Origin of the sequence: Burkholderia sp. AU33545 (assembly GCF_020419685.1) — a bacterium.
Lineage (GTDB): Bacteria > Pseudomonadota > Gammaproteobacteria > Burkholderiales > Burkholderiaceae > Burkholderia > Burkholderia diffusa.
On the sequence record NZ_JAIZRQ010000004.1, the window covers coordinates 473,746 to 487,139 of the forward strand.

Annotated in this window: 11 protein-coding genes; 7 read left to right on the top strand and 4 right to left on the bottom strand. The window is 67.1% G+C overall.

The features are described 5' to 3' along the window. The first annotated feature begins 59 nt into the window (after positions 1-59). Together poxB and LGM71_RS16070 are read left to right on the top strand one after the other, a co-directional pair. Complete coding sequence (gene poxB, locus LGM71_RS16065) at positions 60-1,781, top strand: ubiquinone-dependent pyruvate dehydrogenase (RefSeq protein ID WP_226115533.1); 1,722 nt, start codon at positions 60-62, stop codon at positions 1,779-1,781. A gap of 283 nt (positions 1,782-2,064) precedes the next feature. Beyond that, on the top strand, positions 2,065-2,655 hold the full coding sequence (locus LGM71_RS16070; protein ID WP_174910070.1) for a class I SAM-dependent methyltransferase: 591 nt from the start codon (positions 2,065-2,067) through the stop codon (positions 2,653-2,655). A gap of 137 nt (positions 2,656-2,792) precedes the next feature. Here LGM71_RS16070 and LGM71_RS16075 read toward each other — a convergent pair whose 3' ends face one another. The 4 genes from LGM71_RS16075 to LGM71_RS16090 form a co-directional block, all read right to left on the bottom strand. Continuing rightward, positions 2,793-3,932, bottom strand: a complete 1,140-nt coding sequence (locus tag LGM71_RS16075) for an acyltransferase family protein (protein WP_226115348.1) — start codon at positions 3,930-3,932, stop codon at positions 2,793-2,795. A gap of 246 nt (positions 3,933-4,178) precedes the next feature. Then, complete coding sequence (locus tag LGM71_RS16080; RefSeq protein WP_226115349.1) at positions 4,179-4,391, bottom strand: hypothetical protein; 213 nt, start codon at positions 4,389-4,391, stop codon at positions 4,179-4,181. Between the two features lie 224 nt (positions 4,392-4,615). Beyond that, positions 4,616-5,605 carry an RDD family protein gene (locus tag LGM71_RS16085; RefSeq protein WP_226115350.1) on the bottom strand — a complete coding sequence of 330 codons (990 nt, stop codon included), beginning with the start codon at positions 5,603-5,605 and terminating at the stop codon, positions 4,616-4,618. A 504-nt stretch (positions 5,606-6,109) separates the two neighbouring features. Then, entirely contained in the window at positions 6,110-7,261 is a 1,152-nt protein-coding gene (locus LGM71_RS16090; RefSeq protein WP_226115351.1) for a porin, read from the bottom strand. Between the two features lie 572 nt (positions 7,262-7,833). On the opposite strand from LGM71_RS16090, the gene LGM71_RS16095 reads away from it, so the two are divergent. The 5 genes from LGM71_RS16095 to LGM71_RS33410 all read left to right on the top strand — a co-directional run bounded on the left by LGM71_RS16095 (position 7,834) and on the right by LGM71_RS33410 (position 13,394). Further along, positions 7,834-8,871, top strand: coding sequence for an ABC transporter substrate-binding protein (locus LGM71_RS16095; RefSeq protein WP_069749671.1), 1,038 nt, complete (start codon positions 7,834-7,836; stop codon positions 8,869-8,871). Between the two features lie 70 nt (positions 8,872-8,941). Further along, positions 8,942-9,907, top strand: coding sequence for an ABC transporter permease (locus tag LGM71_RS16100; RefSeq protein WP_174910058.1), 966 nt, complete (start codon positions 8,942-8,944; stop codon positions 9,905-9,907). A 14-nt stretch (positions 9,908-9,921) separates the two neighbouring features. After that, complete coding sequence (locus LGM71_RS16105) at positions 9,922-10,743, top strand: quaternary amine ABC transporter ATP-binding protein (protein WP_226115352.1); 822 nt, start codon at positions 9,922-9,924, stop codon at positions 10,741-10,743. A gap of 686 nt (positions 10,744-11,429) precedes the next feature. Next, on the top strand, positions 11,430-12,674 hold the full coding sequence (locus LGM71_RS16110) for a hypothetical protein (protein ID WP_226115353.1): 1,245 nt from the start codon (positions 11,430-11,432) through the stop codon (positions 12,672-12,674). A gap of 60 nt (positions 12,675-12,734) precedes the next feature. Next, positions 12,735-13,394, top strand: a complete 660-nt coding sequence (locus LGM71_RS33410; protein WP_413226883.1) for a hypothetical protein — start codon at positions 12,735-12,737, stop codon at positions 13,392-13,394.

Here is a 13,394-nt window from a genome sequence, read left to right on the forward strand (position 1 = left end):
GACGGCGGCTGCCGTAGCCGGATCAATCGTGTAACGACCGATCAATGAGCGAGGGCATGATGGCTAGACAGACGATGGCGGAATACCTGGCGAAGACGCTGGCGGCAGCGGGCGTCGAGCGCATCTGGGGTGTGACGGGCGATAGCCTGAACGGGCTGTCGTTCAGCCTGAGCCAGATCGGCTCGATCCGCTGGATGCATACGCGGCACGAGGAAAGCGCCGCGTTCGCGGCCGGCGCCGATGCCGCGTCGACCGGCCGGCTCGCGGTGTGCGCGGGCAGCTGCGGCCCCGGCAACCTGCACCTGATCAACGGCCTCTACGACTGCCATCGCAATCACCAGCCGGTGCTGGCCATCGCCGCGCACATCCCGTCGACCGAGATCGGCCTCGGCTACTTCCAGGAAACCCATCCGCAGGAGCTGTTCCGCGAGTGCAGTCATTTCGCGGAACTTGTGACCAACGCATCGCAGTTCCCGCGCGTGCTCGCGCGCGCGATGCGTACCGCGATCGAGGAACGCGGCGTCGCGGTGATCGTGCTGCCGGGCGACATCGCGCTCGGCGACGGCCCGGAAGAGGCGCCCGCGTGGAGCGGTTCGGCGCCGCCGTCGATCCTGCCGGCCGACGCCGATCTCGACCGGCTCGCGGCGCTGCTCGACGCGTCGGACGCGGTCACGCTGCTGTGCGGCAGCGGCACGCAGGGCGCGCACGACGAAGTGATCGCGCTGGCCGACACGCTCGGCGCGCCGGTCGTGCATGCGCTGCGCGGCAAGCAGTTCGTCGAATGGGACAACCCGTTCGACGTCGGGATGACGGGGTTGATCGGCTTCAGCTCGGGCTATCACGCGATGGAATCGTGCGACACGCTGCTGATGCTGGGCACGGACTTCCCTTACCGGCCGTTCTATCCGACCAACGCGAAGATCGCGCAGATCGACTGCAAAGGCTCGCAGCTCGGGCACCGTGCGCCGCTTGCGTTGGGGCTCGTCGGCACGGTGAAGGAAACGATCGCTGCGCTGCTGCCGCGCCTCACGCGCAAGACGCAGCGGCGCTTCCTCGAGAACGCGCTGAAGCACTACGCGGCCGCGCGCAAGGGGCTCGACGATCTCGCGGTGGCCGAGCCGCCGGGCCGCGCGATTCATCCGCAATACCTGACGAAGATCGTCGACGACGTCGCGGCCGACGACGCGATCTTCACGGCCGACGTCGGCACGCCGACGCTGTGGGCCGCGCGCTACCTGACGATGAACGGCAAGCGCCAGCTGCACGGCTCCTTCAACCACGGCTCGATGGCGAACGCGATGCCGCAGGCGCTCGGCGCACAGGGCGCGCATCCGGGGCGGCAGGTCGTGTCGCTGTCGGGCGACGGCGGGCTGTCGATGCTGCTCGGCGATCTGCTGACCGCGCGCCAGCTCAACCTGCCGATCAAGATCGTCGTCTACAACAACAGCCTGCTCGGCTTCGTGTCGATGGAGCTGAAGGCGGCCGGCTATCTCGACACCAACGTCGACCTGAGCCCGACCGACTTCGCGGCGATCGCGAAGGGCGCGGGCATCTTCAGCGTGCGCGTCGAACATTCGGAGAACGTCGAGCAGGCATTGCGCACGGCGTTCGCGCATGACGGTCCGGCGGTCGTCGACGTCGTCACGTCGAAGTACGAACTCGCGATGCCGCCGAAGATCGAGATCGCGCATGCGAAGGGCTTCAGCCTGTTCATGCTGCGCGCGATCCTGAGCGGGCGCGGCGACGAGATCGTCGAGCTGGCGAGGACCAACCTGCGGTAAGGCGGGGCCGCGTGCGATGCGGCGTGCCGTTCGTTCCCGAGCGGTTACGCTGCTTCGCTCCCGTCGGCGGCCCGCTCACAGATGCGGCGGCGCGGGCTATCAGCGACAATCTTCACGTCGCCTTAAGTTTGCGTTTCCTAGAATCGATTTGATCGTCGCTCTTCCTGCGACGGAACGATTCGTCCAGGAGGATGCACGTGAAAGACCCCCGTGTCGCCGCAGTCCTGTTTCACGAAGTCATCGGCACGTCGAAGCCGACGGCGCAACCGCTCAAGGCGGGCCAATGATCTGGCCGAACGCGTGGCGTGTCTCGGCACTGTTCGTGCGCGAGTGGGTCGGCCGCCCGGCCGCGGTGGGCGCGCTGTGTCCGAGTTCGCGGCATCTGGCGCGCGAGATGGCCGACGCGGTGCCGGACGGCGACGGGCTGGTCGTCGAACTCGGCGGCGGCACCGGCGCGATCACCGCGGCGTTGCTCGAACGCGGCGTCGCACCACGTCGCCTCGTCGTGGTCGAGCGCTCGCCGGCGTTCGTGCAGCACCTGCGGCGACGCTTTCCGGACGTGTCGATCGTGTGGGGCGACGCGCGGCAGCTCGAACGGCTGCTGCCGCCCGCCGCGCGGGTCGATGCGATCGTGTCGTGCCTGCCGTTGCGCACGCTGCCGCGCGAGGACGTGACGGCCATCGTCGATCAATGCAGCCGCGTGCTGTCGGCCGACGGCGTGATGATTCAATTCACGTACGACTTGCGCACCCCCCGCCGTCATCCGCTGGGCAATTCGGCATTTGTTGCCTGCGGCAGCCGTATCGTCTGGGCAAATATTCCGCCTGCGCGCATCGTGACCGTACGCAGCGCCGCCGCCGAACACACCGGTTGACGCGACCGCGCGCAGCGCACCCGAATGCGGTGCCGCGCCGGTTGCTTTCATAAGTCATACTGACCCTTCCATTTTCCGTTCGCATTGCCGTCGCATCGGGTTCCTGCCCTCACCCGGCGCGTGTGCCCGACGACGCGCTAGAAGCGCGCGCCGTCGGGCACACGCGCCGCGGGCCGCGACGTGATTCGTTTGATGAAGCGGTCGAGCGGTGTCGCATAGCCGCGTGCGATGACCGTGCTCAAGCCGGCCGACAACATCAGATACGCGACGAGCAACGCCAGCTTGCCGTCACCGTGCGTGGCGGACGGCGGCCAGAACGTGCGCAGTGTGCCGAGCACGATCAAATGAAACAGATACAGCTCGTAGCTGAGCCGCCCGCTCCAGCGCAGCGGCGCGAGCATGTGGCCACGCGTGCGTTCGCGTTCCGCATGCGCGCCGATCAGCAGCACCGCCGTGCCGAGCGCCATCGCGGATACCCCGATCACATGGCTTTGTGCGATCGGCCACGCGAGATAGAGTGCCGTCATCGCCGCTGCCGCGAGCCATTGCACGGGCGCGGCCGCGAGCACCTGCCAGCGCGCGCGTTCGGCGAGCAGCGCGGTGCAGCAGCCGATCGCGATGCCGTCGAAACAAGCGAAGTACGCATAGAGGAAGCCGCCTTCGTCGCCGGGATGCGTGAAGCGGTACACGGGGCCGATCGCGGCGATCAGCAGCCAGAACGCGAACAGCCGCGAGTCGCGGCGCAGCGCGATGCACAGCAGCGGAAACGACAGGTAGAACACCTCTTCGACCGATAGCGACCACAGCACGCCGAGCGCGTAGTTGACCCATCCGTATGCGCCGATCAGCACGTTCATCCAGAACGTGAGCGATGCGAGATTCACGAGCCAGAACGACACGGCGATGCCCTGCGGCGCATGGTTCGTGAAGATCGGCACGCCGGCCGCCGCGAGGCCGTTGACGAGCGCGAGCAGCAGAAGCAGGCACGGGACGATGCGCGCGACGCGCGACACGTAGAACGCGCGCACGTCGAGCGCGCCGAGGCTGCCCCAGCGGCGGCGCGCATTCGACGTGATCAGATAGCCCGAGATCGCGAAGAACATCGTCACGCCATAGTTGCCGTTGCGCACGATCGCGTGGACGGTGTCCCAGCCGAGCACGCGCGCGAGCGCCGTATCGCGCAGTGGATACGCGATGTTGAAGTGATGCAGCAGGACGAGCAGGATCGACACGCCGCGCAGCAGGTCGATCCGCGCGTTGCGCGGGCCGGTGCTCATTGCGGGCTGCCGGGTTCGGCGAGGGCGGAGCGCGCGGCCGGGAGGCCGGCTGCGGCTGCGGACTGGGTGCGGCGCCAGTGCTTCAAGTGGCACTCCTTCGGATCGGGCGGCACACAGTGTATCGAAGGATCGTCGGCTGTCGACCTGTCACGGTTGACGGGGCGGCTGGCGTTTCATGACACGGGATGAACGATCGAACCCGGATATCCACGGATATCGTGCAGTCACGGGGCAATGCGCCGTTGCTCAATATCCTGCAAGGACGTAATAGATCCCGAGGCACGCAACGGCGAGTAGCGGGAGCGCGATGACGATGAAGGCAATACGACGGATGCCGTGCAGGCGAGTCACGCCGACATACAGGCTGAGGGATCCGAAAAAAAGCGTCACCGGCCAGTAGATGGCGCCGTAAAGGACCGGGATGACCCAAATAGGCAGGTCGATGCCGATGTCACTCATTCAGGATGCTCCGGTGTATGTGTGGACGTGCGTTCCGTCGTGTTCAGCTGGCGCCGCGATCCGACGTGGCGACTCCCGACGAGCGTTTCGCATGGGCCTGCAATCGCCGCAATCACTGGCCGCGTGCGCTGGCGTTGGCATCGTTGATTCCGCAGTGCGTCCTTCGCTTTCGTCCGGTGGACGGCCATGGCTCGATTGGTTGAGAGGCGGTCACGCTTGCATCATCACGTCGACCCGGTGCCGAAGGCCGCAGCCCATTCGGCAGGCGAGTGCCTCATGAAAAACTGGTTTCGCCACGTCGCAATGCCAAGATTGACTGCGCGGACACTCACCACGTTGACGAGATCCTGCTGCCGCAGCCAGGGCGATGCAGAAAGCGCTGCGTGTGCAACAGCGGTCGCCTCGGCCTTGTTCAGCATCGTCGGCGTGCTCGTGGCCACGGTGATGGTGACGACCGTTTTCGCCGTCTGGCCCGCTGGGCCGAACGCACGCACGTTGCCGATCCAGACGCCGCTCTGGCGCACGCCCGGAACGGTGGATGCAGCACGCTGGATCTGTTGGATATCGGCCAGGCGATCATCATCGATCAGCCGCATTGCCGCGAAACGACTGCCGACGAACAAAATCAGGCCAAGGACAGCCAGGATCGCCCAGTGCTTTCGGCCAAGCGGCGCGGCATCCTCGACGGGGGCCGCGACTCGCACGACCCTGCTGGCGGTGAGCAGATCCTGTACGGACTGGCGGCTCGGCCTGTTGAACACGAGCAGATACAGCAATGCCATACCCCAGAAGAACATGGTCGCGCCGTTTGCGGTGGCGAGCCATTCCATGCCCGGCTCGTGAAGCGCGGGCAGGTCGATGAAGGCGATGCCGCCGAGTATCAGCGGAACGGCGATCAGCGCGTACCGTGCCCAGGCGCGAAGGTACCCGGGACCGGAGCCGTCAGGGGCGGCGCTATCGGCAACACGGATCTGCATCACCCGCTTGCCGAGCGACTGGTGTCGATTCCCGCCCTCGAGCAGGCCAAAGTAAATGGAACCGATCAGGAAGCCGATCAGCCTTCCCCATTCGCCAATCGTCGAAAGGGCATCGAAGAACAGGATCGCGATCGCCAGCCCGATCAGTCCGAGAATGATTGAATCGATCGAAAAGGCGGCGGTCCGTCGCCAGAAGCCGGCAGCGCCGTGCGATTTAGGGTGTTCGTTGTGCTCCATTGCCGTAGCCCCCGATGTGTTGTGTTCGTCGAGCCATTTGGGCTCTTTACGGCGCGTGGCCGCAGGATTGCCTATGCCCATACCGCCACTGTGGTGACAGGCCGATCATATCGACCGGCCTGACGTGGAATTGCAAACGATTGTGAGCAATGCGCAGGCGCGAGCGTCCTTCATCCCGCAAGCAGCTTGTCTACGATCGCCCCGAACGCGGTACGGCGTGCGCTGCCAGACGGACAGCGCACGCCCTGCGAGCGTGTTGGCCGAGCGCCGGATCGAGACAGGCAACGACGGGCATGAAAGGCTGGAAACGATTGTCGTGGATTTTCATGAGGCCGTCGAACGCGTATGTCCGGCCTGGCGAGGCAGCCGATGTCGCGCACGCGCTCCGGCATCCGGCGACGAACCATGAAAAAGCCCGCCGGCAGGCTTGCGCTTGCGGGCGGGCAAAGACACCTCGGGCAGACCGGCGCGGGTGTCGCGTGAAGAACGGAGAACCGGGTTGCGTCAGAACTTGTGGCGCAGCGCGAGGCGCACGGCCACCTGGTTCGACGTCGACGACGGCGCATCGGTGCCGGGGATGAACGCGTTGTCGAGGATCGAGTTCGTCTTGTCGCCGGCGATGTGCTGATACGCGGCCTGCACGTACACGTCGGTGCGCTTCGACAGGTTGTAGTCGGCCATCAGCCCGACCGAGTGGATCTTCGGCTTCGCGTCGCCGGTCGATGCGTCGTACTTCTCGAGCGACAGCACGTATTGCGCGCCGACCATGAACGCCGGCGTGATCTGGTACGCGCCGTTCACTTCGAAGTTCTGGTACTTGATCGCGCTGACCGTCGCCCCCGGCGCGATGATCGCGCCCGGCGTGCCGAGGTAACCGTTGCCGGTCGGGTTCTTGTAGTTCGAGTTCGTGTACGCGAAGCCGACCGTCGCGGGCCCGAACGTGTAGTTGATGCCCGCGCCGAACACGCGCATGCGCTCGGCGATGTAGCTTGCGTCGTTCGCCGTGATCGCGCCGGCCGAACCGTTGCCCGGATGGTTCGCCTGCAGGTACGCGGCGCCGATCAGCAGCCCGTTGTTCTGGTATTGCGCGCCGAAGCTGTACGCGCGGTTGTCCGAGAAGCTCGTGCTGTTGCTGAAGCTGTATGCGCCGCCGAACTGGAAGCCGCCGAAGTTCGGACTCGCGTACTTCACCGTGTTGTCGAGGCGGAACGAGTTGTCGGTGTTGTCGTTGTCGAACGGGTGCGCGAGCAGGTAGCCGCCCCAGTTGCCGTTGGCGGTGGTCGGCGCGAGATAGTCGACCACCGAGTCGTACTGGCGGCCGAACGTCAGCGTGCCGTACTGTGCCTGGCTCAGGCCGACGTACGCCTGGCGGCCGAACATGCGGCCGCCCTGGTTGAGCCGGCCGCTGTTCACGTCGAAGCCGTTCTCGAGCTGGAAGATCGCCTTCATGCCGCCGCCGAGATCCTCGCTGCCCTTCAGGCCCCAGCGGCTGCCCTGCGCGTAGCCGCTGGCCATCTCGTAGACGTGGCCGGTGCCGACGTTGTTCGTGTAGTTCAGGCCTTCGTCGATCACGCCGTACAGCGTGACGCTGCTTTGCGCGAACGCGGGCGACGCGAATGCGGCCATTACGGCGAGCGCCGTCAGTTTCTTGTTCATTGAGAGATCTCCGGGGTATCCAGCTTGTATCGGTTGTCGTGAGCGCGTCCGGCGAGGCGCGTCCCGTCATCCGGGGCGACCCGGCGCAGCGCGCGCGGCGCCGGAAACGCGCAATGCGCGGCGGCGCGGCGACCGGCGGTGTCGGGTCGTGTCTCCTCCGATGACACCGCGCATTCTTCCGAAGCCGAAACGGAATCGAAAGCGAGTAATTTCGATGGATGGGATCGGGATCGCCAATGGGGGCGCGACGGGTGGTTTCGACAGCCGAAACGGCGTGCGCGCGGCTGTGATCCAACGCCTGCTGGACAGCCGGCGAACGGAGGCGCGACGCAGCCCGCGCCGGCTCGTCAACGGTCTCGGGAAATCGGCCGCGAGCCCCGTCCGGCGGGCTTGGCGCGGTGGCCGGCGATCGATTGGCGCTGCCGATCGCAATGATCGGAATTACTCGTTTCCCTAAACAAATTGGCGGTTGAAACATGCAGGCTGACCGGACGTGGAGGGATTCGCGATTCGCCGGTCGCCGCGCATGCCGCGACGCACAAACAACAGATTCGATTTGGAGACGACCCACCATGCAGATTCGACGACTGAAAACGGTCCTTCTCGCCGCCGCGGCGATCCTGTCCGCGCCCGTGGCCCATGCGGCCGGCGGCGCGTGCGCCGACGGCAAGACGGTCCATTTCGCGGGCATCACGTGGGAGAGCGGGTCGTTCGCGACCGAAGTGCTGCGGCAGATCATGGAGAAGGGCTACGGCTGCAAGACGGATGTCGTGCCGGGCAGCACGGCCGCGACGGAAACGGCGCTCGCGCGCAACGACCTGCAGATCTGGGCCGAGCAGTGGACGGGCCGCAGCGAGATCACTGCGAAGGCCGTTGCGTCGGGCGCCGTGAAGCTGATCGGCGACACGCTGCCGGGCGGCACGACGGAAGGCTGGTTCGTGCCCGAATACGTGGTGAAGGGCGATCCGGCGCGCAACATCAAGCCGGTCGCGCCGGGGCTCGTATCGGTCGACGATCTGCCGAAGTACAAGCAGGTGTTCGCCGACGAGGAGGAACCGGACAAGGGCCGCTTCCTGAACTGCCCGACGGGCTGGGACTGCGAGCGCGTGAACACGCGCCTGTTGCGCGTGCTGAAGCTCGACCAGTCGTACACGAACTTCCATCCGGGCACGGGCGCGGCGCTCGACGCGGCGATCGCGTCCGCGTACCAGCGCGGCGCGCCGATCGTTTTCTATTACTGGGGCCCGGCCGCGCTGATGGCGAAATACAAGTTCGCCGCGTTGAAGATGCCGGCCTATAACGAAGCATGCTGGAAGACGCTGCGCGACGAGAGCAGCACGCACCAGTGTGCATCGTCGTACATGGTGTCGCGGCTGACGGTCGGCGTGTCGAAGCCGTTCGCCGATGCGAACCCCGATCTCGTCGGCGTGTTCGGCAAGGTGCGCTTCCCGATGGACTTCCTGAACCAGACGATCCTCGAGATGACGACGAAGAAGATCGACGGCGCGGCGATGGCCACGCAGTTCCTGAAGACGCGTCAGGACATGTGGAAGCAGTGGGTGCCGGCCGACGTCGCGCAGAAAATCGCCGGCAGCCTGAAGGGCGCGTAACCTGCGCGCGGCAGCGGGCCCGCGCCCGCCGCCGCCGTCACGCGCCATGGCGGCGCGACGGAGATTCAACATGAATGGCTTCTTTCTGCACCTGTCGATCGCCGACTGGGTCAACAGCGCGCTCGAGACTTTCGTCGCGCAATACGGCGACAGCTTCCATCACTTCAGCACGATGCTGCTGCGCTATCTGCTCGTGCCGCTCGAAGGCGCGCTTCGCGTGGCGCCGCCGTGGTTCGTGCTGCTGGTCGTCGGCGCGATCGCGTGGAATGCGACGCGCCGCATCGGCCTCGGCGTGCTCTTCATGCTGCTGCTCTACGCGATCGGCTGCTTCGGCCTGTGGGACAAGCTGATGCAGACGCTCGCGCTGATGCTCGTCGCGACGGTGCTGTCGGTCGCGCTCGGCGTGCCGTTGGGCATCCTCGCGTCGCGCAGCGCGTGGCTGCGCCGGATGCTGCTGCCGGTGCTCGACGTGATGCAGACGCTGCCGAGCTTCGTGTACCTGATTCCGGTGCTGATGCTGTTCGGCCTCGGCAAGGTGCCCGCGATCCTCGCGACGATCATCTACGCGCTGCCGCCGCTGATTCGCCTGACCGATCTCGGCATCCGCCAGGTCGATCCGGACGTGACGGAAGCCGCGCGCGCGTTCGGCACGACGCGCTGGCAACTGCTCGTCAACGTGCAGTTGCCGCTGGCGCGGCCGAGCATCATGGCCGGCATCAACCAGACGACGATGATGGCGCTGTCGATGGTCGTGATCGCGTCGATGATCGGCTCGCGCGGGCTCGGCGAGGACGTGCTCGCGGGCATCCAGACGCTCGACGTCGGCAAGGGCACGCAGGCGGGCCTCGCGATCGTGATCCTCGCGATCGTGATCGACCGGATCAGCCAGGGGTTCGGCCAGGAGCGGCGTGCGCGGCGGCGGCTCGCGCAGCAGCGCCGGCAGAAGGGCGCGTCGCGCGTGCCGTACCGGCTGCCGCGCAAGGCGCAGTCGGCGGGCGTCGATTCGAATCAGGCGACGCAATCGTCGCGCGCATAGGAACGGAGGCAGACATGGCGACCATCGACGTCAAACACGTGTACAAGCTGTTCGGGCCGCAGGCCGCGCACGCGCGCGTGCTCGACTTGCTGCGCTCCGGCAAGCGCAAGGCCGAGGTGCTGGCCGAAACGGGCTGCAACGTCGGGCTCAACGACGTGAGCCTCGGCATCGAGTCGGGCGAGATCTTCGTGATCATGGGGCTGTCGGGTTCCGGGAAATCGACGCTCGTGCGGCACTTCAACCGGCTGATCGAGCCGACGGCCGGCGAGATCGTGATCGACGGCAGCGACGTGATCAAGCTCGACGCGCACGGGCTGCGCGAGCTGCGCCGCTACAAGGTCAGCATGGTGTTCCAGAACTTCGGGCTGCTGCCGCACCAGACCGTGCTCGACAACGCCGCGTATGCGCTGCGCACGCGTGGCGAGAAGCGGCACGATGCCGCCGACGCGGCGCGCAACTGGCTGACGAAGGTCGGGCTCGACGGGTACGGCGATCATTATCCGGACGAATTGTCGGGCGGGATGCGGCAGCGCGTCGGGCTGGCGCGCGCGCTGGCGGCCGACACCGACGTGCTGCTGATGGACGAGGCGTTCTCCGCGCTCGATCCGCTGATCCGCACCGAGATGCAGGATCAGTTGCTCGAACTGCAGGCGACGCTTTCGAAGACGATCGTGTTCATCACGCACGATCTCGACGAGGCATTGCGCATCGGCGACCGGATCGCGATCCTGAGAGACGGCACGCTCGTGCAGGTCGGCACGCCTGACGACATCCTGTCGCGTCCGGCGGACGACTATGTGAGGCGGTTCGTGGAGAAACGGACGAGCGTGACCTGAGCTGGCGCGAGAACGGTCAACGAAGCGCCGGGCGCCACGCCTGCGTTTCGGGCGGCAGCCGGCGGCCACCCCGCACACGGTCGAACCGCCGGTGACCGATGGGCTCCGTGCGGTGCGCCGCAGCGCGATGCGCGGCGCCATTGCATAGCGCCTGCCGGCCGGAATCCTCGTTCCGGCCGATCACCCGACCCGCGCGCCCACGCTCGCCGCTGACGGGATCCGAAGAAAAGGCGTCCGATCACAGCCGAAACATTTCCGAATGGCGCTTAATGCGGGTTTTTGACGCCCTGGCGGAATGAATGCGCGCGCGTCCTTGCCGGGCATGCGTTTGTGATCGAGATCGACTATCCGGCGCTACGGGGATACCCGGACGCAACCGGATGGCCGGCTCAAAAGTGAAACATGCCGCGCTTGCCGGGCGCGCCGTGGGTTGATCGGGCAGGCGGCTGAATACAAACGGGAAATCCATCCGCACATACGGATGTCCGAGCACCGTGCCGGTCGGCACGTTTCAGACTTGAAACATAAATCGCGTGCCGGAATCGGGCGGGGCGGGCGATGTCGCGTGAAGAATCCGGCGGTCTCCTGGTATTCGGGCTGCTGGCGGGGTTGGCACTGCCGATGCGTGGTGTCGTCCGGATTGGTGCGGTCGGCCAAGCCGTTCCTCGTTACTTCAGGAGGATTTCATGCGTAAGACTTTATTGGCGTCCGCTGCGCTTCTCGCCTTGGGATGCAGCGGCTACGCGATGGCAAATCCATGCAGCAGCGATACCAGTTCGACTTGCAGCCAGAAAGCCGATGACGGATCGAACACACTCACCAACACAGTCAACTCAAGCCAGGCCAGCAACACCGGTTCCAATGCAAATGAAGTCTCGCCCGGTGCGAGTGTCTATCAGGATTCGTACAACAGCACCAAGGTCGTCGCGATCAGCAAACTCGACGGGTACGTGAGCAATGTCCAGGTCTGGGGCATCGGCAATCAAGCGACCAACTCGGGCAGCGCGGCCGGCGGAAGCGGCGGCAAGGGCGGCAACGGGTACGGCTACGGTGGCATCGGCGGTAACGGCGGCAGCGGCGGCGCGGGCGGCGCCGGCGGCAGCGGTGGCAGCGCGCACAACGGCAGCGCCACGGCGGGCAATGCCAGCAATGGCAGCGCGACGGCCGGCACCGGCAACGGCGGCGGCGGCGGAGCCGGCGGTTCGCCTGTCGCCAGCGGCGGGAGTGGCGGCAATGCCACTGCGAGCGGCGGCTATGGCTCCGGCAAGGGCGGCGGCGCGATCGCAGCTTCGGTCGGGGTGGGCGGCGCCGGCACGGGCAGCGGCACCGGCTGGGGCGGCGGCACCGGCACGGCCGATCCCGGTTCCGCGTGGGCCAGGAATCATGGCGCCGGAAGCGCGTCGGCATCGGCCGGCAGCGGTACCGGCACCGGCACGGGTACCGGCACTGGCTCGGGTAGCGGCATGGGCGGCGCAGGGTCGGCGGGTACGTCGACCGCTTCGGGCGGATCGGGCTCGGGCACCGGCGGCTCGGGTGCGGCGGCGGGCGGCAACGGCGGCGCGGCGGCGGCCACGGCGGGCAACGGCGGTGCCGGCGGCGCGGGCACGGGCGGCAGCGCGACGAACGGCGGCGCGACGACGACGGCCAGCAACGGCAGCGCAACCGCGGGTAGCGGCGCGGTGGGCGCGATGGGCGGCGCGGGCGGCGCAGGCGGCACCGGCAACGGCGGCGTCGGTAACGGCGCGGTCGGCGGTGCGGGTGGCGCAGGCGGAGCCAATGCGGTCAACGCGGGGACGTTCAACATGTCCAACGCGATGGCGAGCGTCGGACAGACTGCGGCGGGCATCATGGTCGCCAACCAGAACAGCGGCATGGCGTCGCTCGTTCAGCAGGCTGTGACCGTGCAGGCGAACCTGACCGTAGGACGTTAGAGCGGCTGGCCGGTCCTGGCGAGCCGGATGCATTGACGCGGGCGCAGGCGATCCTGCGGCTTGCATTCCATCGCCGATGGACAGGACTGCCGGCGAGGGCGGGATGGCCGAGCGGCCGTCTCGCTCTCGTTGACGCAGGCCGGGCCGATTTCCGTCGATCGACGGTCACGCGGATTCCGCTCCCTGTGCGCCGGGTTCGAGCCGGCTCGCGCAGGGACCAAGGAGACAGCCATGCGAATCCGAACGGCACTTTCGCTGGCGATATTGCCCGCGGTGCTGCTGCCGGGCCTGACGGCCCATGCCATGGGTGACGGGTCGCAAACCGTCGCGGCGGAGGCAGCCGTCGGCGTTGCGCCGGCAACCGCACCTTCCCCATCCGCCGCACGTGCGGATCAGGCCGATCCGGCCGCGGCCGTCGCACCCCCTGCGACAGCGACATCCGCTGCGACCGGCGCCGCGACCGCGCAAGCGGGCGGCTTCGGCGTCGCGATGACGCCCGATCAGCTCGACGAGCATCGGGGCGGCGATGCGCTGATCGGCCAGAATTATCTGACCGGCGCGGTGACCGACAACGTGGCGAACCGGGTGTCGACCGGCTCGAATTCGATCGCCGACGGCTCGTTCGCCAATGCGAGCGGCCTGCCGACGGTCATCCAGAATACCGGCGCCAACGTGCTGATTCAGAACGCGACGGTGCTCAACGTACGCTTCGGGAACTGA